Origin of the sequence: Acinetobacter johnsonii ANC 3681 (genome assembly GCF_000368805.1) — a bacterium.
GTDB classification, from domain to species: Bacteria; Pseudomonadota; Gammaproteobacteria; order Pseudomonadales; family Moraxellaceae; genus Acinetobacter; species Acinetobacter johnsonii.
Genome location: NZ_KB849705.1, coordinates 1,651,351 through 1,676,616 on the forward strand (window position 1 = coordinate 1,651,351; position 25,266 = coordinate 1,676,616).

Consider the following 25,266-nt stretch of genomic DNA (forward strand, 5'->3'; position numbering starts at 1 on the left):
TGTTCAATATTTCACTTTCAAGCTGTTCAACAAGCTCAAAATTAACTCATAAAAAAACCCTGCTTTCGCAGGGTTTTTCTTTTGAATTAGTTCAGTGCTTAGTGAGCAGCGAATTGGTTCATTGTGTTTTTAGCATCATCGTGCGCTTTAAGAGCATTGTCACCAGAGAAAATTTCTTTGTGATCATCACCGATGTCAGAACCCGCCATTGCTTGGTGTTTAACACAAGCGATACCACCGCGGATTTCTTTACGTTGTACGCCAGCAACATAAGCCAACATACCTTCAGAACCGAAGTAACCTTGTGCAAGCTCATGAGTAGAAAGCGCAGCAGTGTGGTAAGTCGGAAGTGTGATCAAGTGATGGAACACACCCGCTTCACGAGCAGCATCTGCTTGGAATGTACGGATCTTAGCGTCTGCATCAGCAGCTAATTCAGTAGCATCGTACTCAGCGCTCATTAATTTAGCACGGTCGTAAGCAGAAACGTCTTTACCTTCAGCAACCCAACGGTCGTAAGCTTGTTGACGGAAGTTTAAAGTCCAGTTGAACGATGGGCTATTGTTATAAACAAGCTTCGCATTTGGAACAGTTTCACGTACACGGTTAACCATGTGAGCGATTTCTTCTACGTTTGGAGTCGCAGTTTCGATCCAAAGAAGGTCAGCACCATTTTGAAGGCTAGATACACAGTCAAGTACAACACGGTCAATTTGAGTGTCAGCACGGAACTGGTACAAGCCAGAAGCTAAACGCTTAGGACGGTGTAATTTACCATTACGTTTGATCAAGATTTCATCTTCTTGAGCATCAGCAATGTCAATTTCAGTTGTGTCTAAGTAGCTGATGTATTGAGAAGCGATGTCACCTGGCTCTTTAACCACTGGGATTTTTTGAGTCAAGTCAGCGCCTTCAGAGTCAGTACGCGCAACGATGATACCGTCATCAAGACCCATTTCTAAGAATGCATAACGTAATGCATGGATTTTAGAGATGAAATCTTCGTGTGGAACAGTTACTTTACCAGCTTGGTGACCACATTGTTTCGCGTCAGATACTTGGTTTTCGATTTGTAGTGCACAAGCACCCGCTTCAATCATTTTACGAGCAAGTAAGTAAGTCGCTTCTTCGTTACCGAAACCAGCATCGATGTCCGCAATAATTGGTACGATGTGAGTTTGGAAGCCGTCGATTTGAGCAGTGATTTCAGCAGCTTTAGCAGTATCGCCTGCTTCGTTTGCTTTTTTAAGCGCACGGAAAAGGTCGTTTAATTCTTTCGCATCAGCTTGACGTAAGAACGTGTAGATTTCTTCGATCAACGCAGGTACTGAAGTTTTTTCATGCATAGACTGGTCAGGAAGTGGACCGAATTCTGAACGAAGCGCAGCTACCATCCAACCAGAAAGGTAGATATAACGACGGTCAGTTGTACCGAAGTATTTTTTGTTCGCAATCATTTTTTGTTGTGCGATGAAACCGTGCCAGCAGCCTAAAGACTGTGTGTATTGGCTAGAGTCAGCATCATAAGCAGCCATATCACGACGCATAATTGCAGCTGTGTATTTAGCGATATCTAAACCAGTTTTGAATTGGTTTTGCATTTGCATACGTGCAGCATCTTCTGGGCTAATATCGCGCCAAGTGCTACCGAATTTTGCTTTTAATTCGCGGATTGCATCAATCGCTGTTTGATATGTAGTCATGATATTTCCTGTAATAATATTAGGATTTTCTTCAACGAAAAGCTAAAATCAGACCCTCAAGCTTTTGCTTAGATTTAGAGCACTTCGTTGCGATGAATACAGATTAGATTGACAGAAAAAATTAATCCAATATTCTGCATTAATTTTCAGTATTTATTTAAAAAATATATAGATAAAAGTCTAATTATATTTCAATAAAACAAAATTAAGTAATTGTTATTATTAAACTTAAGTAAAATAAGAAAACAGTAAAAAATACATACTTTGTCGAATATTTCTTCATTAGACTTAAGTCTTGGCCGTTGAAAAAAAGAGTCCCAACCGAAAATCAATACTTAATGTGACCGAAATGACAAAAGTTCAAAACTGAGCAAAAAGAGTATTTATCACGCTTTTATTCCATCAATAACAGGCAAGATTAAGCCATTTCCTAGGCGATACTCTAAGCCTCAATTCACACATATTGAAACATTACTTAGAGCTAATATGCCCTCAGTTTTTAAGCATAAAAACCCATTTTCTGAGAAAATGAAGGGGGGTGTTCTTTATCCAACCCGATGCTTTTTTTTTCGTCAGTTTATTACACAAGCCCGATGGCTTATGGCATAATGCAAATAATTTCATGATTTTATTCTCGGTATTTATTTTATGAATCTGGAGCGGGTTGATCTAAACCTCTTAATTTACTTGGACGTACTTTTACGCGAAAAAAATGTAACCCGAGCAGCTGAACAATTGGGTGTCACCCAACCAGCAATGAGTAATATTCTACGTCGTCTTCGTAACTTATTTAATGATCCCCTGCTAATTCGCTCTTCTGAAGGTATGACACCGACCGAACGAGCATTAGAATTACAACCCCGCATACGTGACGCTCTTTCTGATCTCTCCATGATTTTGGAACCTCGTACCGAGTTCCGTCCTTATACCTCAAACCGTGTTTTCCGTATTATGACTTCGGACTATGCCGAAGCAACCTTAGTTCCCCGCCTCGTTAAAGCATTACGTTCAGAAGCACCCAATGTGGTCTTAGACTTCTTAACCCCAAGTGATGTGTCATATCGTGATATGGAACAAGGTAAAGTTGATCTCGCTATTAACCGTTTCAATGAAATTCCACAAAGCTTCCACCAAGTTTTAGTCTGGCGTGACAGTTTTTCATGTTTGCTCAATGGTAAACACCCTGCTGCCAGCAACTTAAACCTAAAAAGTTACCTCGATGCACAGCATATTTGGGTCTCTAAAACAGGTATGGGCGTTGGTTTCGGCGTTAACCCTGAAAAACAAGCAGGTCTAGGTTGGATTGATCAAGCTTTAGAGCGTATTGGCCAAAAACGTAAAATTTCGGTCTTCACTCGACATTATCAAATGCCTGCACTATTGGCTTCAAATGTAGATTTGATCGCGACTTTACCGACCCGTATTGCACGCTTACAAGCCAAAAGTCAAAATCTCTTGATTAAAGACCCACCTTTTTATATTCCAGAATTTGAGTTGAAAATGGCATGGTGTCCACTGTTGCATCACCATCCTGCACATCGCTGGCTTAGACAGCTGATTTTGTATGTGGCACGTCAAATGATTGAGGAAGAAAATCGTGAGTTTTTAGGCAATAACTCGCAATTCTCACATTATTAAGTATTCAAGCTCTAAATAATTCATTTTCATACCAATAACTCAGGTATGATAGAAGACAGTAAGTGATTACTGTCTTTATTTTTTTGTGTTAAAAATATTCATAATAACGATGAATCACAGGTGGATTCCGTGAGCCTTTTTCAAAACATAGTTATCATTCTAGTCCTGATTGCTGGGGCGGGTTTCTTGTCTCTGACAGAAATTGCACTGGCAGGAGCACGTAAGGTCAAGCTGAAAATCTTGGCTGAGTCGGGCGATGATCGCGCACAGAAAGTTTTGAATTTACAAGAAAATTCTGCTGACTTCTTTGCCGCTTCACAAATTGGCTTAAACGCAGTGGCAATCTTGGGCGGTATTTTAGGTGAAGGGGCTTTTCGTCCTTACTTCATGAGCTTTGTTGCTCGTTTTTATACTGGTCCTTGGTCTGAAACTATTAGCTTTGCTCTATCTTTCACTTTAGTCACCTCGCTATTTATTTTGTTTGCTGACCTCATGCCAAAACGTTTGGCCATGATTGCCCCTGAAAAAATCTCTATTGCAGTGATTAACCCCATTCAGGTGTTTATTAAGGTCTGCAAACCTTTGGCTTGGATTATTAATGCCCTTGCCAACTTGTTATTCCGCCTGTTTAAAGTGAATACCACCCGTGATGACAACATTACCTTTGATGATATTTCTGCAGTGATGGATGCTGGTGCGCAAGCTGGGGTGCTGCAAAAGCAAGAACACCATTTCATTGAAAACGTATTTGAACTTGAAGAGCGGAATGTACCTTCAAGTATGACCACGCGTGAAAATGTGGTGTATTTTACTTTAAATGAATCTGAAGCCAGCATTCGTCAAAAATTGGCCGAATATCCTTATTCAAAATTCTTGGTGTGTAGTGAAAATATTGACGATGTAATTGGCTATGTCGATGCCAAAGACATTCTGGTCCGTATCCTGAATAATCAATCTTTACTGCAACTCAATGAAAGCACTATTCGTAATGTTCTCACTATTCCAGACACATTAACCTTGTCTGAGTTATTAGACCGTTTCCGCTCCACCAAAGAAAAATTTGCAGTGGTGATTAACGAATATGCGTTGGTAGTGGGTGTCATCACCCTGTCAGACATTATGATTACGGTCATGGGCGATTGGGTTACTCCAATTGAAGCCGAACAACAGATCATTAAACGTGATAATAATTCATGGCTGATTGATGGCAGCACGCCGATTGAAGACATGAAGCATGCACTGGCCATTGATGAAATGCCGGATGAAGAAAATTATGAAACTTTGGCTGGTTTTATGATGTACCGTCTGCGCAAAATTCCACGCCCTGCAGATACCGTAGAATACGCAGGCTTTAAATTTGAAGTGGTCGATGTCGATCATTTTAAGATTGACCAACTTTTAGTGACGCGTTTACTTGAAGAAACACTACAGCCTGAAACCAAAACAGTCGATGAATAGAAACATCGCCTTGAATCAAAACCTTGCAACTGCAAGGTTTTTTTTGGCCTCAGATTTAACCATATGGAGTTATACAAAATAAGTATCTTAACCATACTTTATAGATATATATTATTTATTAGAAAAATAGAACGAAAAATCACATATGTTTAAGAGCATTTAAAAATCATGCTGAATTGCATACTATCGCTGTCACTTGATGAATAAACAGACTTAACACGTTCAAAGGATTGATCCATGCTGACCATTTTAGGTTTAGGCATGATTATGTGCTTCATGTACTTAATCATGTCCAAACGACTGAGCGCTCTTGTTGCTTTAACTTTAATCCCTATCATTTTTGCATTACTTACTTATGTTTTAAGTCTCTTTGTTGACAACCTTGCTGGATTTGATATTGCTGAACTTGGCAATATGATGATGGAAGGCATTAAAAAGCTCGCTCCTACGGGCGTAATGCTCCTTTTCGCAATCCTTTATTTTGCAATTATGATCGATACGGGTCTATTCGACCCTTCTGTGAAGTGGATTTTAAAGCAGGTTAAAGGCGATCCTTTAAAAGTGACCCTTGGCACCATTACGCTGACTTTAATTGTTTCCCTGGATGGTGACGGTTCAACCACTTATATGATCTGTGTTGCCGCAATGCTACCGCTGTATAAGCGTATTGGTATGAGCCCTTTAATTATGGCCTGCCTAATGATGCTTGCGAGCGGAATCATGAACTTAACGCCATGGGGTGGACCAACAGCACGTGCTGCAACGGCATTGCATGTTGATCCAAACGATGTCTTTGTTCCGATGATTTTACCAATGCTGGTTGCAATTGGTTGGTTATACTTCCTCGGCTTTATGTATGGCCGTATGGAGCGTAAGCGCATTGGTATTGTGGAATTAGATATTAGCCATGGTGACAGTATTCAGATTTCACAAGAACCTGAAGCCAACCGCGCCCACTTAAGATGGTTTAATGCTCTACTGACTTTGGTCTTGATGGTCTGCTTAGTGATGGGTGTTTTACCTGCGGCGATTCTGTTCATGGTAGCGCTGTGTATTGCCTTGGTGGTGAACTATCCAGATTTAGACATGCAAAAGCGTTTGGTTGGCAACCACTCTGCCAGTGCCCTAGCTGTAGTCGGGATTATCTTCGCGGCAGGTATTTTTACTGGCATTTTGTCCGGCACAGGTATGGTTGAAGCCATGTCTCAAGAACTGGTTGCCATTATTCCGGAAAGTATGGGACCGTATTTAGCACCAATCACGGCTGTGATTAGTATGCCACTGACCTTCTTTATGTCGAATGATGCCTTCTACTTTGGTGTACTGCCTGTACTCTCTGAAGCCGCTGGGCACTATGGTATTACCCCTGTGGAAATGGCTCGTGCATCGATTGTCGGTCAACCTGTACACTTACTGTCTCCATTGGTTCCATCGACTTACTTACTCTGTGGATTGGCTGGAATTAACTTTGGTGAACACCAAGAATTTACCATCAAGTGGGCAGTAATTACCTGTTTAGTCATGTTGGTTACAGCGATGATCTTTGGTATTTTCCCACTTTATTCAACACTAGGTTAATCGAATACTCACACTGGGCTATAACGAACCTTAAGTTCAACAATCAATAAATACCCGATGTATCACATCGGGTATTTTCATTTATAATGCCTTGATATAACAATACAATAGAGTCAAGTTTATGTCTTTTTCATTGCCCGCTGTTTTGGCATGTACTTTCTTTTATTCTGCGCTCTATCTGATTTATTATTATTTTGCTCAATATAGCCACACGCTGCTGATCGTAAGTGCGATTGTTTTGCTGATTTTAGCATGGCGGATTACACCTTATGCTTATGAACGTGGGCAACGCAGCTTTAACGAGACTCTGTCTTTTGGACAGTATTTCTGGAATCCACTGATTACATGGTGGCGACTGTTTATTTGGCCCATCAGCTTATTACTGTCTTGGATTTTCCATAGTTAAATATAAGACCATAAAAAAGCACCCGAAGGTGCTTTTGAGACTGCGATCTTAACGACCATATAATTCAAGCAGTTTATCTAAAGTCGCTTGATAGTGAATGCTAATATCTTCAGATAAAATTTTATATGCACTGTCAAACTGAACCATTGGCCAGCCTTCTTTCCAAAATGGGAAGATGTTGTGCAAATCATGTGTCACGGTCGCATCTTCCCGTACAATGGCTTGTGCAACTTGTGACAAGACTTGTGCTGTTTCCGCACCATCAATCGCCATGTAATCAATCCCACGTACTTTTAAAATACGGATGCGGTCTTTCTTATAGCGAATTTTTTTGGCTTGACCTTCATTCAGGCCCAATGCCAAAGCTACAGCTTCAACAAACTTACTTTCAAAAGATTGGTTCAAAGCCACAATCGCAAGTTTATGTGCTTCTTGACGACCCGCTTTACCACCTTTACGAATCTCTTCTTTTGCCTCTGTATCAAGCTCATCGTCTTTCATAGACTGCAAAATGTCTAAAATTTCGATATCACTTAAAGATTCAGGAGAATGATCAGTCATGAACTGCCCTTAGACAAAAAAATTGAATCCGACATTTTCGCATAATTCAGAGCGAAAAAGCGAAATTGTTGTGCTTTTCTCTGTGAATATTCTGTTTCACGTATTTTTTTGAGCCATCCTCCTCCAAATCTACTATAGTAAAGGCTATTTTTCTCATACGCTCTTTTTTGACGATGCAATCCAAACAAGTTCAACTGTTACTGCAACAATTAGAGACCCGCTACCCTGCCGCATTTAAACGTAATTACTTGCTTTATAGTCAAATCAAAACACGCGGTATTTTAGATGACCAACGTGAAATTATTCCGTGGGTTTTGGCGGTGATGATTTTTATTCCAATCAGCTTAATTCTGAAAGATTTTTACTTAACTCACTTGGAGAATCTCGACCCGCTCCAAAGTCATAGTTACGCCATTATTAGTATTTTACTGGTACTGATGTGGGTCTTACCTTTTGTCATTAAGCAAATTAAACATTCATCAAACTCCTTGTATCAACTGCAACGCCATGCGCCCTTCAAACTCGCTGCCGTGATTCTTTTAAGTGGACTAAATCTGATGTTCCTTGAAAGCAGTTTGCTGATGTGGATATTGTTTTATTTTGGTGTGAACTTTGGTTTTGTGCGCTTCTATAAAGAAAATTTATTTCGAGACCACAGCCAGTCGGTTGAACATCATCAGTTACAACAACTCAGACGCGTTTGTTTTTGGGCCTATAAGCAAACGGTCAAATCACGACTCCAATTACGCTTTAGTTCCCATCAATCTGAAGTTTATCAGGCACGGAAAACCCAGCTGGGGCATGAAGCAGATTTGTATGTGCAACTTCTGAAGTATGAGCATGCTTACTGTAAGCAGATTAAGCATATCGATCTCGACAGTTATATCGATGAGAAATTATAAAAAAACCGAGCAATGATGCTCGGTTTTTTCTAAGGTCATTTTAGGCCGTTTGCTTTAACGCACTGATTGGCAATAATGTCGAGTCTAATATCACTTGATGCGAGCGAGTTTCATCAACGATGTATTCTTTGTTCTTAATGGTATCCACGAAAATCCAATCCGCTTGCACCTGCTCTGCGGTAAAACGGACTTTCAAATAACCGCGTTGATTCAAATTGCAATAATTTAACTCCTCAATCAAGCTGGTAAACGCAAATTCAAATGCTTGTAGCTGCTGCATCGGAATGGACAAATATTTCTCCAACCCAGGGGAAGAGACCGAACTGGTTGCCAACTCCACGCCAACCAATACCCCATCTTTACTCGATAAATCTGAAGCCCAAGCATTATGGGTATCTCCAGCAAGGACCACAACTTTTTTATTAAGTTGTACCAAAGTGCCATACAAAATTTCACGCTCAGCAAAATAGCCATCCCACGCATCTAAGTTATAAGGTGCAGTAACCGCAAGACGTGCTTTTTCCTCTGGAGTTACGGTTGGATCACCTGCATCCATTCGAGCTTTAATTTCTAATAGTTCAGTGATTTGTGTGGTGATTTTGCTTAAGGTCTCAGGACTAGGATTTCCTGCTGTAATTTCTGCCAGCGACATTAACAATTCTGCTGGAACAAACATTTTGCTCATCAGAATCTGCTGGCCGAGTACATTCCATGTTGCCGTAGATTGCTGAAGTTTCTGCAATAACCAATTTCGCTGCTCCACACCCATCAAGCTACGCACAGGATTGATTAAATCGGCTTGGAATTTTGCAATATCTAAACCTGTAGCAGTCATATAGTTTGCATAATCTAATTGCACATTACGTGCAATAATCCGTGTATCCAGCATCGTCAATTGAACAAGCGTGCCAAAATCAAATTGACGATAAATCTTGATATGCTGATCATCAATTGGACGGATTGGCATCCACTCAAAATAGGCCGCCAGTGCCGCAAGTTTACGTTCAAGGAAATCGCCTTCAGTATCTGACTGATGATTTTCAGCACCCTTTTCCCAGGCATCATTTGCGAGTTCATGGTCATCCCAAATCACAATAAAAGGATGACGTTGATGCGCGGCCTGCAAATCTGGATCTAGTCGGTATAAAGCATAACGTTTGCGATAGTCATCTAAGCGAATAATTTCTGTATTATTATCATCCGCCAGTGTGCGCCCCATCGCCACCGCCTCTTCCGTTGCATATCCGCCCATGCCATATTCGTAAATGTAATCCCCCAAATGAATCACAACATCCACATCCTGTTTGGCCATTTCTTTATAAACATGGAAATAGCCCGCTGGATAATTAGAACATGAGCATACGGCAAACTGTACCGACTGTACTTGCGTTGCCAAGGTTTTGGTTTGCCCTGTGATTGAATACTTCGACGCCGATTTAAAACGGTAGAAATACACTTGTCCCGCAGCAAGTCCCGTCACATCCACTTTCACCGTAAAATCTTGTGCAGCCGTGGTCAGCACCTTTCCTGTTGCTGTAATGTGTTTAAAGCCTGCATCTTTTGCCACTTCCCAGAGCACCTCTAAACGCGCACTGCTGTCCGTCGGTGTTACACGTGTCCAAATGATCACTTGAGTTTGTAAAGGATCACCACTGGCAACCCCATGCAAAAATTGCACTTGCGTATTGGGCTGTGTGTTTGAGTCGGCGTCATCACCACAAGCAGTCAGTGAAATAGGTAAAGATAAAGCACCAAATCCTGCCAAAGTTTTTTGAATAAGTTCTCGGCGGTTCATTTTTTTTGTCATGTGGATTGCCTAAAGACGATATGGACTTGAAATTTATGCGAAAAAGATGACATCCATATCTCAAGTCGATGACATTTTTATGAAGCCTGAACAAGTGCAGCACAGATAATTTTGCTATTTTTTAAACATAAACCGCTGAATTGATTGAAAAGAAAGCAAATAATCACAAATAGACTTGCCAACTTTTATTTCGTCCTCTATTATTGCGCTCATGCCCGAGTGGTGAAATCGGTAGACACAGGGGATTTAAAATCCCCCGCCCACAAAGCGTGCCAGTTCGAGTCTGGCCTCGGGCACCATTCTTAAGCTAATTAAGATGGTGCAATAAAAAATCCAGCGATATGCTGGTTTTTTTATGTCTATAATTTATGCATCGAATCACATAACAATCACAATATGAAAAAGAACACTCTCATTATCATTTTATGCCTAATTTTTTCAAACATCGGCCATGCAGAAACACTCTCTCAACAAACGGGTGGCGACACGTTTTATGACTTGTTTGCAGGCACGATTATTGAAAAAGACCACCAACTTTATTTACATGTGTGTAAATCAGTAGATGCTCATTTTAAATTAAGCTTTAATCACACTAAAGATGAGCAACATATTCGTGAGCTCATGAAAAAGCATCCAAAATTTTGGCTGAATCTCAGTGCAAATGCTGAAATGGTCGAAGGCGAATACCTGATGACGGTCGATGCGATTGGAGATGAACATTTAAACCAAAATTGTCATCTCACCGATCTTTTAGATGAGTTGTAACAGCAAACTCTGTTTCTAAAGCAAAACCAACAGAACTTGAAATGAGAGAGTGACTCACCACTCTCTGTTCACCACCAATTCTTCCATTTCAATATCCATAAAGCCAGCATCTTGCACCACCATCATCATCGCTTCAGCAATAAAATCGGCAGCAGAGTCATCTAATGATGAATCTAGATCTTCAAAATGCGGCTTCATTTCATTAATTTCAGCCACTGTGGCATTGGCATATTGATAAATATCACCCTCAGATTTTGCTTTTACAATTTTTTTAGCAAAAGTCTCAACATGCTGCTTCACTTCAGCAACAAGAATATCGGGATAATATTCATCATCAAACATAGGGAGAAGTAAATCTGCAAACATACAGGCACTCAAAACGAGAAACTTAAAAAACGAGTCTGTATAACATAAACCAAACAAATCACCAAATAAAAAAGCAGCATCTTAAGATGCTGCTAGTCTAACAATCTGATATAGATCAAATTTTCAAATTAAATCATTAGCCCAGCATTCCGCCGCCCCATTAAGCCATATTCATCGCTTGCCAAACTTTGATCGCATCACTCATGGCTTTGACATCATGAGCGCGCACCATACACGCGCCTTGTTGAATACTCAGCAAATGTCCCGCTACAGAACCCACGGCCCGCTGGCCTGCATCTGCCCCACCTAAGGCTTCGCCGATAAAGCGTTTCCGTGACAATGCGGACAAGATGGGATACCCAAGTTGATTTAGCTGATGGAATTCTTTTAAAAGCTTAAGGTTCTGCTTTGCATTTTTAGCAAAGCCAAAACCCGGATCAATCATGATATTTTCAGCTTTGACACCTGCCTTGAGCGCATCCGCCACACGCTGGGAAAGCTCAGCCATCACATCTATAGTGACATTATCATATTGATCTAAACCATTCATGGTGGTCGGTTCACCACGCATATGCATGATGATCACTGGAATATTCAGTTCAGCTGCCGTCTCTAAAGCATTCGGACGTGTTAATGCTCTCACATCATTCCAAATATGCGCACCTGCTGCGACCGCTGCTTGAATCACTTCAGCTTGAGAGGTATCAATCGAAATGACCACATCAAGTTCAGCCAAAGCTTCCACCACTGGAACGACACGACGAATCTCTTCCTCAACCTCAACCACAGATGCACCCGGACGCGTCGATTCACCCCCAACATCGATGACTGTCGCCCCATCCGCAATCATTTGCTTAGCATGTGCAATCGCTTGTGCTTTGCCATTATGTTTACCGCCATCACTGAACGAGTCTGGCGTCACATTTAAAATACCCATCACATGCGGTACCGACAGATCGAGTGATAGCTCACTACAATGTAGGATTTTCTTCGGCAAAGCCATCAATTGCATGTGATATTCTCCAGTTCAACTCGCGTTATCTTAACGCTTTCCCAACTTTACGCGCTAATTTTTCTTCATCAGTAGTGAAAGTTTGCGCAATAAAAAACCACCCGAAAGTGGCTTTTTATTTTAACTTTTAAAAATTAAGTTGCCGATGGTAATGGTGGTGGTGTGCTTGGACCATCCGTTGGAGTTACATCCATCACAGGATTTTCTGCAACATATACTTTTGGTGGTTGTGGCTCACGACCTTCCATAATGTCACGAATTTGCTCGCGATCAATCGTTTCCCATTCCATCAGAGCTTTCACCATCGCATGAGCAATATCTTTATTGTTTTCCAAGATATTGCGCGCTACATGGTATTGCTCATCGATGATACGACGAACTTCAGCATCTACTTGTTGCTGTGTTGCTTCAGAAATCGTACGACTACCAATGCTGCCCATGAATGATTGCTGAGAGTCATCTTCATACACCATTACACCAAGTTTGTCAGACATACCGTACTTGGTCACCATCGCACGTGCCATTTTAGTTGCACGTTCAAAGTCGTTTGAAGCACCTGTCGACATTTGGTTGATAAAGATTTCTTCAGCAATACGACCACCAAACAAAATTGAAAGTTCATTCAACATTTTGTCTTTATAGTGGCTAGTTTGGTCATGTTCAGGCAACTGCCATGTTACGCCCAACGCCCAACCACGCGGCATAATAGTCACTTTATGCACAGGGTCTGTACCCGGTAGAATTTCAGCCACAATCGCATGACCAGCTTCATGGTACGCGGTTGCACGACGCTCTTCTTCACGAATCACCATCGACTTACGTTCAGGGCCCATGTACAACTTGTCTTTTGCATCTTCAAAATCATGCATATCGACAGTGTTCTTGTTACGGCGCGCAGCAAAGAGTGCAGCTTCGTTCACAAGGTTCGCCAATTGTGCACCCGAGAAGCCCGGCGTACCACGTGCAAGCACTTGTACATCGACACCAGTCACTGAAGGCAATTTCTTCATGTGAACATTTAAAATTTGCTCACGACCTTTAATGTCTGGTAAGCCAACCATTACTTGGCGGTCAAAACGACCCGGACGAAGTAAAGCTTTATCCAGTACATCGGCACGGTTTGTCGCAGCAATGACGATAATACCTTCATTGCCTTCAAAGCCATCCATTTCGACCAACATTTGGTTCAAGGTTTGCTCACGTTCATCGTGACCACCACCTGTACCTGAACCACGATGACGACCCACAGCATCAATCTCATCAATAAAGATGATACATGGCGCATGACGTTTCGCTTGTTCAAACATGTCACGGACACGAGACGCACCCACACCCACGAACATTTCAACAAAGTCAGAACCAGAAATACTAAAGAATGGTACTTTTGCTTCACCTGCGATTGCTTTTGCAAGTAAAGTTTTACCTGTACCCGGTGGACCCACCATTAACACGCCTTTAGGAATCGTTGCACCTAAGCGTTTAAATTTTGAAGGATCCTTTAAGAAATCAACAATTTCTACAACTTCTTGCTTTGCTTCATCACAGCCAGCGACGTCGGTAAAAGTCACTTTAATTTGGTCTTCTGCCAACATTTTTGCTTTTGACTTACCAAAACTCATTGGACCGTTTTTACCACCTGCTCCGCCACCCATGTTGCGCATAAAGAACATGAATAACAAAATGATTAAAAGTACAGGGAAGCTTGCGATCAAAAGTTGCATCAATAAACCTTGACGTGCAGGTGCAGTACCTTCAACGACAACGTTATTTTTAATCAGATTAGGCATAAGCTCTGGGTCTTGAACCGCAGGACGAATACTTTCAAACTCTGAACCGTTTGATTTTTGGCCATGAATTCGTTCGCCATCAATTGTCACTTGCTTAATTTGACCAGCATTCACCGCAGCAACAAACTCTGAATAATTCATCGCTGTCGGCTTTTCATTGCTACTGACATTACTGAAAATAAGGATCAGTACGCCCAGTATCACTAGCCACAATATGGCATTCTTGAAGAGATCGCTCAAAGCTTTATTCCCATATCAATCTAATTTGATCATGCCCTATCGGGTGACCTTAAAGTTTCTGCTGAAGATCAGCTTCGCAAAATAATAAAAAGGTACAAAATGCACAATTTTTAACGACTTGGCAAGTAAACTTTATTTGAAAGCCTTCTTACGGCCTTGCCCAACTAAGAATACTTCCTTAGATCGGGCACGTGATGCAGCAGGTTTTACTGTCTTTAACACATCAAAGTTGTCGACTACTTGCTTACGAAACTCGTCAAAGCCTGTACCTTGGAATACCTTTACAACAAATTGACCATTTGGACCGAGCACTTTCGTAGCAAAATCGATGGCCAATTCACAGAGGTAAATCTGGCGAGGTTGATCTACAGCCTTATTACCTGAAGTATTGGGGGCCATATCTGAAATTACAACGTCTACTTTACGTCCATCTAAAATATTTAACAATTTATCGAATACTTCTTGCTCACGGAAGTCACCTTGCAAGAAGGTCACATCTGGGAGTGCATCCATTTCCAAAATGTCAGATGCAACCACCAATCCTCGATCACCGACCAGCTTTCCTGCAATTTGTGACCAACTTCCAGGTGCAGCACCCAAGTCAACCACGGTCATGCCCGGACGAATGATGTTATATTTTTCTTGAATTTCAAGTAACTTATAAGCTGCACGTGCTCGATAACCTTCTTTTTGCGCTTTTTTCACAAAATGATCATCAAGGTGCTCTCTCATCCACGCACGGCTACTTTTGGATAACTTTTGGTTGGTAATGCGTGTTGCCATATCTCTCTAAAACATTAAAATTTCTTAAACTTAATTGTACGTTAAATTCTCTAGGCTTGCAGTATACATCTGTATCCAAATCTTGGGTTTTAGTTGTTTTTTTCTATTATCTAAATCGATTATTTCCACAGAATATAAAGCGTTTAATTTCGCAGTTTGTTATACTAAGCCGTTTTTAAAATTAGGTTATCTTTATGGCGACTTTATCCATTCAGGAACGCAAGCGTTTGCGTCAAATCGGTCATGCTTTAAACCCTGTGGTAATGCTTGGCGGTTCAGGTCTGACTGAAAATGTCGTTGAAGAAATTTTACGTGCTTTAAACGACCACGAATTGATTAAAGTCAAAATCGCGGGTGAAGACCGTGAAGAGCGCGCTGCAATTATTGCAGAAATTGCCTCAACTACAGGTGCAGAAATTGTACAGACCATTGGTAAAATTGCGTTGCTTTACAAAAAAGCGGCGAAACAAAATGCCAAATTGTCTAATTTAGTTCGTTTCGCTCACGCAGCAAAATAATTGTAGTTTTTTATGGCAAGTTACGAACTCAGTGCATTTGATCGTCGCTTTCAAGCTATTTCGCTTGTTGGTGCGATTGAACAACAAAGCCCATATGCTCTCAATATCGGCTTTTGGTTACGCGATCCCAATTTGTACATGCACTGGCCCGAAGTCGTGAATGCAAATCCTCGTCAAGACTTTTTATGGGAAAATACCTGTTTTGAAGTCTTTATCGGGGTAAAAGGCGAAGATTATTATCGCGAGATCAATCTCTCCCCTTCGCAAGCTTGGCAGGCCTATCAGTTTGAGGAATATCGTTATCCTGAAGATATGCCGCCACAGGTCGCTTACGATATTGAACTCAATCAATTGAAGCGTACTCACTATGGTTTAAATGTCAGCATTGATCTGACTGAATTTATGCTGCAACACAAACTGAAATGGGCTGACCTATATCTGGGTTTATCCGCGGTGTTGAATACCTCACAAGGTCAACAGTTCTATGCCATGCAGCATAGTGGCCAACAAGCTGACTTTCACAATAAACGTGATTGGTTGCATCAGTTTTAATCCAGACAAACAAACCAGATCAATAAAAAAGTGAGGCTATGACCTCACTTTTTTATGCACTTAATCTTGAGTCTCGTACAGCTAGATTATTTGTTTGAAACTTTATTCCACGCATCTAAGGTGTGTTCTTTTGAACGTTTAAACGTTTCAGTCAACTGATCTTTATGTTTTACTGAAATTTCGCTGACATCACCTTTTAACTCTTTACCTAGTTTGGTCAAGTCATCTAAAACAGCAGTAAACTCAGTTTTAACAAACTCTTTTAGTTCAGTTAAGTCTTTTTGAGAGTTCGATAACTGCCCTTTAATGGTTTCTAAGCGCAGTAAAAGATCTTGTTTAAACTGGCGGAGTTGCTCTTGCACACTGGCATTCAACTGCTTCGCTTCAGCTTCAAGCTTTTCTTTGCTTTCAACTACCGCTTCAGTGACCTGCTCTGTTGCTTCTTTCGCCACTTGCTCAAGCTTTTCAGTGCTTTCTGCAACAACTTCTTTCAACGCTGGCTTTGGTTTGGTCACTTTGTCTTGTTCAGTCATGATGTTATTCCTGTTGTTATATACACAGCGACAGCTTAGCGTGATTCGATAAAATTTAGATTTTGATTTGTTAGACAATTATTTGTTGTTACATTTTTCTTTACAAAACTTAGAAACAGCTTCCGCTACAAAATAAAAGCACTTTATCTTGTTAATTCCATCTTATTGGCATGGACTTTGTTAGTGAAGTTGCGTATAGTGCCATGTTAAGTTCAAGCGAGCAGACATAGGGAGGGTAGGTTTTTAGATAGCCTTCCTTTTTTTTCGTCTACTCGCTTTTTTACAGCCTAAATTTCAGGAGCTTTGGTTTGAGCACCCCAGCAATTTTAGCCCTTGCCGATGGTACGATCTTTAAAGGAACGTCTATTGGTGCATCGGGTAGTACGACTGGTGAAGTCGTTTTCAACACTGCCATGACTGGCTATCAAGAAATTTTGACTGACCCGAGTTATGCACAGCAACTTGTGACTTTAACTTACCCTCATATCGGTAACACAGGTTGTAATGATGAAGACGCTGAGTCAGGTCGAATTCATAAAGTGTGGGCCAACGGATTAATCATTCGTGACCTACCTTTATTGCATAGCAACTTCCGATCAACGCAATCTTTAGGCGAATACTTAAAAGAACATAATGTTGTCGCAATTGCAGATATTGATACGCGTAAATTAACCCGTATTTTGCGTGACAAAGGTGCGCAAAATGGTTGCATCCTTGCTGGTGAAAATATTACTGAAGAGCAGGCTTTAGAAAAAGCACGCGCATTTGGTGGTTTAAATGGTTTAGACCTAGCTAAAGAATGCTGTGACCCAACTGGTTTCGAATGGACAGAAGGTTCTTGGGTATTAGGCAAAGGCTTCACACAACCTGAACTTAAATTCCATGTTGTTGCATACGACTACGGTGTCAAAACCAACATCTTACGTATGCTTGCAGACCGCGGTTGTAAACTCACTGTAGTGCCTGCACAAACTCCTGCTGCTGACGTGCTAGCATTGAATCCGGATGGCGTGTTCTTATCGAACGGCCCTGGCGATCCAGCTGCATGTGACTACGCAATTGAAGCTGTAAAAACAATTGTAGAAGACGCTCGCAACCTACCCGTCTTTGGTATTTGCTTGGGTCACCAAATTCTTGCACTTGCCTCAGGTGCAAAAACGGTGAAAATGCCGCATGGCCACCACGGTGCTAACCACCCTGTTCAAAACATGGAAACAGGCACAGTGATGATTACTTCTCAAAACCACGGCTTCGCAGTGGATGCAGAAACACTTCCTGCAAACTTGAAAGCTACGCACAAGTCTTTGTTCGATCAAACTCTTCAAGGGATTCATCGTACAGACAAACCAGCGTTCAGCTTCCAAGGTCACCCTGAAGCAAGCCCTGGTCCGCATGACTGCGCACCATTGTTCGATCATTTCATCGAACTTATCGAAGCATCTAAGAAGTAATTAAGGAAGCGATCATGGCTAAACGTACAGACATTAAAAGTATCTTAATTATTGGTGCAGGTCCGATTGTCATCGGACAGGCATGTGAGTTTGACTACTCAGGTGCGCAAGCGTGTAAAGCTCTTCGTGAAGAAGGCTACCGTGTTATTTTGGTGAACTCTAACCCAGCAACCATTATGACCGACCCTGCGATGGCAGACGCAACTTATATCGAGCCAATCACTTGGCAGACTGTTGCTCAAATCATTGAAAAAGAGCGTCCAGATGCTGTCCTTCCAACAATGGGTGGTCAAACAGCATTGAACTGTGCGCTTGCACTGGATGCTAACGGTATTTTAGAAAAATACAATGTTGAATTGATTGGTGCGACTAAAGAAGCGATTGAAAAAGCTGAAGACCGTAAACTGTTTGATGAAGCAATGCGTAAAATTGGTCTTGAATGTCCAAAAGCTGCGATTGCTGAAAACATGGAAGAAGCTTTAGAGATTCAAGCGCGCTTCGGCTTCCCTGTGATTATCCGTCCGTCATTCACGATGGGTGGTTCGGGTGGCGGTATCGCTTATAACAAAGAAGAATTCCTTGAAATCTGTGAACGCGGTTTCGATCTTTCTCCAACCAAACAATTATTGATTGATGAATCTTTAATTGGCTGGAAAGAATACGAGATGGAAGTTGTTCGTGACAAAAACGACAACTGTATTATCGTTTGTGCGATCGAAAACTTTGACCCAATGGGCGTGCACACAGGTGACTCAATCACTGTTGCTCCTGCGCAAACATTGACAGACAAAGAATATCAATTGATGCGTAATGCATCTTTAGCAGTTCTTCGTGAAATTGGTGTAGAAACAGGTGGTTCTAACGTTCAGTTCGGTATTTGCCCAGATACTGGCCGTATGGTAATCATCGAGATGAACCCGCGTGTATCGCGTTCATCTGCCCTTGCATCAAAAGCAACTGGTTTCCCGATTGCAAAAATCGCCGCGAAACTAGCAGTTGGTTATACCCTTGATGAATTAAAAAATGACATCACAGGCGGAACGACTCCTGCTTCGTTCGAACCTGCAATTGACTACGTGGTAACAAAAATTCCACGTTTCAACTTTGAAAAATTCCCACAAGCAGACGCAACACTGACCACACAGATGAAATCTGTGGGTGAAGTAATGGCCATTGGTCGTAACTTCCAAGAGTCTGTAAACAAAGCACTTCGTGGTCTTGAAGTGGGTGCGTGTGGTTTTGATGAAAAAATCGCAGTAGGTACTGAAGGCGCGAAAGAAAAGATCTTGGTTGAACTTAAAGTTCCGGGTCCAGAGCGTATTTGGTATGTAGCCGATGCATTCCGTCATGGTTTCACCTTAGAAGACGTGTTCCAAGCGACGAAAATCGATAAATGGTTCTTGATCCAAATCGAAGACATCATCAAAACTGAAAATGTAATCAAAACTTTAGGTTTTGGTGATCTAAACGCAGACAACATCCGTTCGTTCAAACGTAAAGGTTTATCTGACCTTCGCATCGCGAACTTGATGGGTATTTCACAAAAACAATTCCGTAAGCACCGTTGGAACTTGGGCGTGACTCCAGTTTACAAACGTGTGGATACTTGTGCAGCAGAATTCGAATCTGACACTGCCTACATGTACTCAACTTACGATGATGAGTGTGAATCAAACCCATCTGATAAAGATAAGATCATGGTGATCGGTGGTGGTCCTAACCGTATTGGTCAAGGTATCGAATTCGATTACTGCTGTGTGCACGCGGCGCTTGCAATGCGTGAAGATGGTTTTGAGACCATCATGGTGAACTGTAACCCTGAAACAGTTTCAACAGATTACGACACTTCAGATCGCTTGTACTTCGAACCAATCACTTTGGAAGATGTACTTGAAATCGTACGTACTGAAAAGCCAAAAGGCATTATCGTGCAGTACGGTGGTCAAACTCCGCTTAAATTGGCTCGTGCTTTAGAAGAAGCAGGTGCGCCAATTATCGGTACATCACCAGATGCGATTGACCGCGCAGAAGACCGTGAACGTTTCCAACAAATGATTCAACGTCTACAACTTCGTCAGCCAAACAACAGCATTGTAAAATCTGCTGAAGAAGGTATGGCGGAAGCATCGAAAGTCGGCTACCCACTTGTGGTACGTCCTTCTTATGTACTCGGTGGTCGTGCGATGGAAATCGTATACAACGACGACGAACTTAAACGCTACTTACGTGATGCGGTTCAAGCATCAAATGAAGCGCCAGTTCTTCTTGACCGTTTCTTAGATGATGCGATCGAAGTTGACGTAGACTGTGTATCTGACGGTAAAGACGTTGTGATTGGCGGTATTATGCAGCACATTGAACAAGCAGGGATTCACTCAGGTGACTCAGCATGTTCGATTCCTCCATACTCGCTCTCAGTTGAAATCCAAGACGAAATGCGTCGTCAAACTGTTGCTATGGCAAAAGAGCTTGGCGTTGTTGGTTTAATGAACGTACAGTTCGCAGTCAAAGGCGAAGACGTTTACATCCTAGAAGTGAACCCACGTGCGTCTCGTACTGTGCCATTCGTTTCTAAATGTATTGGTGAGTCTTTAGCGAAAGTTGCTGCGCGTTGTATGGCGGGCCAGTCTTTAGAATCTCAAGGATTTACTAAAGAAATCATCCCGACTCACTTCTCTGTAAAAGAAGCGGTGTTCCCGTTCAACAAGTTCCCGGGTGTTGACCCTATTCTTGGCCCTGAGATGAAATCTACAGGCGAAGTAATGGGTGTTGGTAAAACATTTGGTGAAGCATTCTACAAAGCTGTGTTAGGCTCAAATGAACGCGTACCAGGTCTTCCTACAGAGGGCGAAGTGAAGCATGCATTTATCTCTGTGCGTGATTCAGACAAGCCTCGTGCTGTTGGTATAGCTAAGCAACTGGTAGGCTTTGGCTTCAAAGTACTTGCGACTGGCGGTACTTATGAGTTCATTAAAGCTGCAGGTATTGAGTGTGAACGTGTAAATAAAGTCACTGAAGGCCGTCCTAATATCGTGGACCGCTTGAAAAATGGCGAAGTTCACCTCATTATCAATACAACTGAAGGCAAACAAGCTCAACAAGATTCGTTCTCGATTCGTCGTTCAGCGCTTCAAGCGAAAGTGTATAACACTACGACCTTGAACGGTGCTGATGCTGTATGCCAAGCTTTTGCAATTCAATTGCCAATGGATGTATACCGTTTGCAAGATTTACAAACTGTAGGTTAATTCGTTTACCGAGAAGTCCCGTCACCTCTCGGTGGCGGGCTTTTTTCATTTATAAACCTATATTTTTTACACTCACAGACTTGAGGGACAACAATGCAACGTTATCCTATGACTCCCCAAGGCAAATTAGCCTTAGAGAAAGAATTACATCAATTAAAAAGTATTGAACGTCCACGTATTATTGCGGCAATTGCTGAAGCACGTGAGCACGGGGATTTAAAAGAAAATGCGGAATACCATGCTGCGCGTGAGCAACAAGGTTTCTGTGAAGGTCGTGTTCAAGACATCGAAGGTAAATTGGGTGCGGCTCAAGTGATCGATGTAAAAGAACTTGAACAAAATGGTCGTGTGGTTTTTGGGGTGACAGTCACTATCGAAAACTTAGACACCGAAGAACAAAAGACCTATATGATCGTGGGTGATGACGAAGCTGATTTTAAAATCAATAAAATTTCAGTGAACTCCCCTATCGCACGTGGCCTTTTGGGCAAAAGCGAAGGCGACGAAGTAAAAATTCAAACCCCTCAGGGTGAAGTTGAATACGAAATTGTAAAAGTTGCATATATCTAAGTTTCTTTGATATTTACAGCTGTAAGAACCCCTCGATTGAGGGGTTTTTTGTTTTTATATTTTCCCAAATACCTTTCCTTTGCCTCTCATTATGTAAATAGCCACAGATTTTGTAGACACCTTTTAGTCCAAAAATGGACGTGGGGAATTTCACTCCAAGAATGAGATAGATTTAAGGTATTCATTTCCCCTCTTTTTCAAAGCAAGACTTTTATTTGTTATAATTTCTCACACTCTCCAACGCTGTCTTTTTATGTCTGAGCCCCTGATTAATTCTCCTGTCAAACACTGGTGTGAGTTTGAGTTCATCTCTAAAACGGTGAAAAATCCGAATATTCACATTAAAGGGAATTACTCTTACTATTCAGCGTATTGGGATCAAGGTTTTGAACGTTGTGTCGTGCGTTATTTACATGATAAACCCTCGACCGTAGATAAACCGATTGATCAGCTCTATATCGGCAACTTCGTTTGTTTTGGGGCAGAATGCGTCATTATGATGGGTGGTAACCAACTACATCGTACTGACTGGATTTCAGCTTTTCCTTTTGATACACGTAGTTTTATTCCCGCAGGTGATACCATCATTGGAGATGGCTGCTGGATTGGCTCTCGTGCCATGATTATGCAAGGTGTGCAGTTAGGTGAAGGCGCAGTAGTGGCAACGGGTGCTGTCGTGACCAAAGATGTTCCACCCTATGCCGTTGTGGGTGGTGTACCTGCCCAAATTATTAAATATCGCTTTCCCGAAGCAGACATCCAAAAACTGCTTTCCCTTAAGTTATACGACTTAGATGAAAAGCAGATTTTAAAAATGCGTGAACAAATGCAAACTGATGATGTTAATCAATTAATTCTGTATCTAAAAAATCACTTTGACTCTTCAAACTTAGACTTAACAAATTCTAATATAGAGAAATCTGGTTTAGCTTGATTAGAATGTTCAGCAGGATTCAATTTAAATGCATCTAAGTTTGTATCCAATAATTTTACTTTAAGCTCATCTGCGCCCTTAACGCCTAATTTTTCTAATTGTTCAATCTCGGTTCTATAACGTTCATATGATTTAGCTAAAGCTTCTTTATGAGAATATTCTTGTTCAAGCTTAGAGAACCTATTTAAATTAATGTTAGCTATCGTAGCAATCCAAATTAAGGGCGCATTGATTGTGACTTTAAAAAGAATTTTATAAAGTTCCATATTTTTAAAATCAGCTTCATCAAATAGCCAAATGTTAAATCCAAACATAAAAATTACCGCGGAAATAAATACACCTAGGCTAATCAAACGTGCAGTATTCGCTTCTTTACGTTTAATAACAAAACCTCCCGCTAAGCCCGCTTCACTTGATAAATCAATAGTTGCCTTTGCTTGTATTTCAATCTGCTTTAAATTATCCAACCGGTCTTCTAATTCTTGTTTTAATGATGTAATTTCCTTCACTTCATCACCAAAAACTTTTAAGTAAAATTGATCTAGCTTTTTTAATCTCTCATCAATAAGCTTACTTTTTGTACTTCCCTCTTCATCCTCTACAAAATATTCATTCCACAAATCGGATATTCTTTCTAATTTTGAATCTAACTCCTCAAAAAGATTTTCACCACTTTCGTTCTCTTTCTCAAAAAGTTCTCTATATTTTTCTTCAATTTTATCAATTTGAGCCGAGAGTTTTTTTACTGGAATTACACCACTTTCATCTACTTCAAAAAGTTCAGAATATTTATCTAAAATTTGCTGTTTCCGACTTTCAAGATCATTTATGATTTCATCCGAAGTGAAGGCTAAGATACGATCATATTGAGATTCACCATTTTCATTCTGCTGAAATCTATTTTCTAGTTCAGCTATCATATCGAGACAATTTTCAATTCTATTCTTTAATTGTAAAGTCTGATCACATTCATTTTTTAATAATTGTTGTTTATCTCTGATCTTATCAAGTTCTTCTTGAAGTAGTTTACCTACCGTGAATGATCTATTTGTTAGATCTCTTAAATCTGCACGAAGAGAATATTTTGCTCCTAATGAATCATTTAATTCACCTAACTCTTTCAACATATGTTTTAAACGTGCTTCATCTTTACTTTTAAGTTCAAATATCCCCATTAGAAAACCCTTTTTTTAAATGTTTACAAAATCTTATTGTTAGATTACTTATTATACGAATACTTTGTTAGTGCATAAACAGCAACTCCATAAAAGTAATTTTTAAAATTACCTGCACCATTTTTAGTCGATTTATCTTTTCCATTATATTCATAAGCTATTCATAAATATAAGCTATTTTTTAGACAAAGCCTATGTTTCTTAAACGCTACATTTACATTCAACTTTAGTGTTAAATTGATTATTATTCACACGCTTTTGTGCTAATTTAGAAGTGAGAAATTAGCATTTCATATGCAAATATCCATATGAATTTACTAGGTTTTATTCTTTAAAAAATACAGCTAATATCAAGGTATAAGCTGTATTTAACCCGTGATACATTAGAACAGAAATCTGCACGTATAATCAGTTGATAATAAGGAGAAACAACCATGGCATACCAAAACATTTTAGTCCCTGTAGACGGTTCAGAAACATCATATGCAGCAGTTGCGCAAGCAGCTGAACTTGCTAAAGCATTTGGCGGTAAAATTACAGTCGTTCAAGTACTTGCACTTGACCCTTACATTGCAGCTGAATACATTTCTGCAACTCAAACCAATGACTTAATTGAACGTGCGCGTACTTCAGTTTTGAAAACACTTGAGGAAGCAGCAGCTAAATTTAGCGATCTGGGTATTCCTGTTGAAGCAAAACTACTGGAAGGTCAGGTGGTGCACCGTGAAATTATCAGAGAAGCTGAAACATCTAAAGCAGACCTGATTGTGATCGGCTCTCATGGTCGTACAGGTTTAAAACGTTTATTCCTAGGCAGTGTTGCACAAAGTGTTTTAGGTGAAGCGCACATTCCTGTTTTAGTTGTTCGTCAGTAATACATCGAGTGCTCTACTTCCACTGAGGTAGAGCATTTCTATTTTAAATATTCCACTGAAACTCTTTCATTTTTACTTTGTCCCCAATCACTAAAATACCTTCCGCCATAAGTAACTGTGCTTGAATGTTCTGTCCCTGATCATTCAGTTTACTTAGGCTAATTTTTCCTTGTGAGTTGATTACCCGATACCAAGGCAAAGTACTGTCTACATCCATATGTTTTAGCACATAGCCCACTAAACGCGAATGTTTGGGAATGCCTGCTAAACGTGCAATTTGTCCATAACTGGCTACCCGCCCATAAGGAATCTGAGCGATCACCTGAAAAATCATCGGTGCCAGTTCTTTGACTATCGATTCTGCCATTTCAAATGTGCCCTATTTTAATTATTCCATAATGACA

General features: G+C 40.8%; 23 protein-coding genes and 1 tRNA gene. 14 read left to right on the forward strand and 10 right to left on the reverse strand.

Translation table 11 applies throughout. From position 1 onward, the window contains the following. Window positions 1-98 precede the first annotated feature (98 nt). Window positions 99-1,703: an isocitrate lyase gene (locus tag F946_RS12110; RefSeq protein ID WP_004982675.1), complete on the reverse strand. Its 1,605-nt coding sequence runs from the start codon at window positions 1,701-1,703 to the stop codon at window positions 99-101. 648 nt (window positions 1,704-2,351) lie between these two features. On the opposite strand from F946_RS12110, the gene F946_RS12115 reads away from it, so the two are divergent. The 4 genes from F946_RS12115 (at window position 2,352) to F946_RS12130 (ending at window position 6,783) form a co-directional block, all read left to right on the forward strand. Beyond that, a complete protein-coding gene (locus tag F946_RS12115) occupies window positions 2,352-3,341 on the forward strand; it encodes a LysR family transcriptional regulator (protein ID WP_004982677.1) in 990 nt (329 codons plus the stop codon). 129 nt (window positions 3,342-3,470) lie between these two features. Beyond that, entirely contained in the window at window positions 3,471-4,799 is a 1,329-nt protein-coding gene (locus F946_RS12120) for a polyamine export protein PaeA (RefSeq protein WP_004982679.1), read from the forward strand. Window positions 4,800-5,036: 237 nt separating this feature from the next. After that, entirely contained in the window at window positions 5,037-6,377 is a 1,341-nt protein-coding gene (locus tag F946_RS12125; RefSeq protein WP_004982682.1) for a CitMHS family transporter, read from the forward strand. A 121-nt stretch (window positions 6,378-6,498) separates the two neighbouring features. Beyond that, on the forward strand, window positions 6,499-6,783 hold the full coding sequence (locus tag F946_RS12130) for a hypothetical protein (protein ID WP_004982685.1): 285 nt from the start codon (window positions 6,499-6,501) through the stop codon (window positions 6,781-6,783). Between the two features lie 48 nt (window positions 6,784-6,831). Here the strand turns inward: F946_RS12130 and F946_RS12135 are convergent, their stop codons facing one another. Beyond that, a complete protein-coding gene (locus F946_RS12135) occupies window positions 6,832-7,344 on the reverse strand; it encodes a hypothetical protein (protein WP_004982687.1) in 513 nt (170 codons plus the stop codon). Between the two features lie 173 nt (window positions 7,345-7,517). Between F946_RS12135 and F946_RS12140 the strand changes: the two genes are divergently transcribed. Further along, a complete protein-coding gene (locus F946_RS12140; RefSeq protein ID WP_004982689.1) occupies window positions 7,518-8,246 on the forward strand; it encodes a hypothetical protein in 729 nt (242 codons plus the stop codon). A gap of 40 nt (window positions 8,247-8,286) precedes the next feature. Here F946_RS12140 and F946_RS12145 read toward each other — a convergent pair whose 3' ends face one another. Then, a complete protein-coding gene (locus F946_RS12145; RefSeq protein ID WP_004982691.1) occupies window positions 8,287-10,053 on the reverse strand; it encodes an alkaline phosphatase D family protein in 1,767 nt (588 codons plus the stop codon). 213 nt (window positions 10,054-10,266) lie between these two features. On the opposite strand from F946_RS12145, the gene F946_RS12150 reads away from it, so the two are divergent. Beyond that, a tRNA-Leu gene (locus F946_RS12150) sits at window positions 10,267-10,352 on the forward strand. Window positions 10,353-10,449: 97 nt separating this feature from the next. After that, window positions 10,450-10,818, forward strand: coding sequence for a hypothetical protein (locus F946_RS12155; RefSeq protein WP_004982694.1), 369 nt, complete (start codon window positions 10,450-10,452; stop codon window positions 10,816-10,818). A gap of 54 nt (window positions 10,819-10,872) precedes the next feature. Here the strand turns inward: F946_RS12155 and F946_RS12160 are convergent, their stop codons facing one another. The 4 genes from F946_RS12160 to rlmE all read right to left on the reverse strand — a co-directional run bounded on the left by F946_RS12160 (window position 10,873) and on the right by rlmE (window position 15,006). Continuing rightward, window positions 10,873-11,184, reverse strand: coding sequence for a DUF5713 family protein (locus tag F946_RS12160; protein ID WP_004982696.1), 312 nt, complete (start codon window positions 11,182-11,184; stop codon window positions 10,873-10,875). Between the two features lie 160 nt (window positions 11,185-11,344). After that, entirely contained in the window at window positions 11,345-12,196 is an 852-nt protein-coding gene (gene folP, locus F946_RS12165; protein WP_004982698.1) for a dihydropteroate synthase, read from the reverse strand. A 134-nt stretch (window positions 12,197-12,330) separates the two neighbouring features. After that, on the reverse strand, window positions 12,331-14,223 hold the full coding sequence (gene ftsH / locus F946_RS12170) for an ATP-dependent zinc metalloprotease FtsH (RefSeq protein ID WP_004695609.1): 1,893 nt from the start codon (window positions 14,221-14,223) through the stop codon (window positions 12,331-12,333). A gap of 132 nt (window positions 14,224-14,355) precedes the next feature. Then, window positions 14,356-15,006 carry a 23S rRNA (uridine(2552)-2'-O)-methyltransferase RlmE gene (rlmE, locus tag F946_RS12175; RefSeq protein WP_004695608.1) on the reverse strand — a complete coding sequence of 217 codons (651 nt, stop codon included), beginning with the start codon at window positions 15,004-15,006 and terminating at the stop codon, window positions 14,356-14,358. Between the two features lie 194 nt (window positions 15,007-15,200). On the opposite strand from rlmE, the gene yhbY reads away from it, so the two are divergent. Both yhbY and F946_RS12185 read left to right on the forward strand, forming a co-directional pair. After that, window positions 15,201-15,524: a ribosome assembly RNA-binding protein YhbY gene (gene yhbY / locus F946_RS12180; RefSeq protein WP_004982701.1), complete on the forward strand. Its 324-nt coding sequence runs from the start codon at window positions 15,201-15,203 to the stop codon at window positions 15,522-15,524. Window positions 15,525-15,536: 12 nt separating this feature from the next. Next, complete coding sequence (locus tag F946_RS12185; protein WP_004695605.1) at window positions 15,537-16,076, forward strand: DOMON-like domain-containing protein; 540 nt, start codon at window positions 15,537-15,539, stop codon at window positions 16,074-16,076. Window positions 16,077-16,162: 86 nt separating this feature from the next. Here the strand turns inward: F946_RS12185 and F946_RS12190 are convergent, their stop codons facing one another. Further along, window positions 16,163-16,609, reverse strand: coding sequence for a hypothetical protein (locus F946_RS12190; protein ID WP_004982703.1), 447 nt, complete (start codon window positions 16,607-16,609; stop codon window positions 16,163-16,165). 308 nt (window positions 16,610-16,917) lie between these two features. Between F946_RS12190 and carA the strand changes: the two genes are divergently transcribed. The 4 genes from carA (at window position 16,918) to F946_RS12210 (ending at window position 22,812) form a co-directional block, all read left to right on the forward strand. After that, window positions 16,918-18,060, forward strand: a complete 1,143-nt coding sequence (gene carA / locus F946_RS12195) for a glutamine-hydrolyzing carbamoyl-phosphate synthase small subunit (RefSeq protein WP_004695603.1) — start codon at window positions 16,918-16,920, stop codon at window positions 18,058-18,060. Window positions 18,061-18,074: 14 nt separating this feature from the next. Then, complete coding sequence (carB, locus tag F946_RS12200; RefSeq protein ID WP_004982705.1) at window positions 18,075-21,308, forward strand: carbamoyl-phosphate synthase large subunit; 3,234 nt, start codon at window positions 18,075-18,077, stop codon at window positions 21,306-21,308. A 93-nt stretch (window positions 21,309-21,401) separates the two neighbouring features. Further along, window positions 21,402-21,878 carry a transcription elongation factor GreA gene (greA, locus tag F946_RS12205; protein WP_004695598.1) on the forward strand — a complete coding sequence of 159 codons (477 nt, stop codon included), beginning with the start codon at window positions 21,402-21,404 and terminating at the stop codon, window positions 21,876-21,878. Window positions 21,879-22,131: 253 nt separating this feature from the next. Next, complete coding sequence (locus tag F946_RS12210; RefSeq protein WP_004982707.1) at window positions 22,132-22,812, forward strand: CatB-related O-acetyltransferase; 681 nt, start codon at window positions 22,132-22,134, stop codon at window positions 22,810-22,812. Here F946_RS12210 and F946_RS12215 read toward each other — a convergent pair. After that, entirely contained in the window at window positions 22,749-23,987 is a 1,239-nt protein-coding gene (locus tag F946_RS12215; RefSeq protein WP_004982709.1) for a coiled-coil domain-containing protein, read from the reverse strand. The genes F946_RS12210 and F946_RS12215 overlap by 64 nt on opposite strands. Before the next feature lie 434 nt (window positions 23,988-24,421). On the opposite strand from F946_RS12215, the gene F946_RS12220 reads away from it, so the two are divergent. Further along, a complete protein-coding gene (locus F946_RS12220; protein WP_004982711.1) occupies window positions 24,422-24,862 on the forward strand; it encodes a universal stress protein in 441 nt (146 codons plus the stop codon). A gap of 43 nt (window positions 24,863-24,905) precedes the next feature. Here the strand turns inward: F946_RS12220 and F946_RS12225 are convergent, their stop codons facing one another. Then, window positions 24,906-25,229, reverse strand: a complete 324-nt coding sequence (locus tag F946_RS12225; RefSeq protein ID WP_004982714.1) for an MGMT family protein — start codon at window positions 25,227-25,229, stop codon at window positions 24,906-24,908. Between the last annotated feature and the right edge of the window lie 37 nt (window positions 25,230-25,266).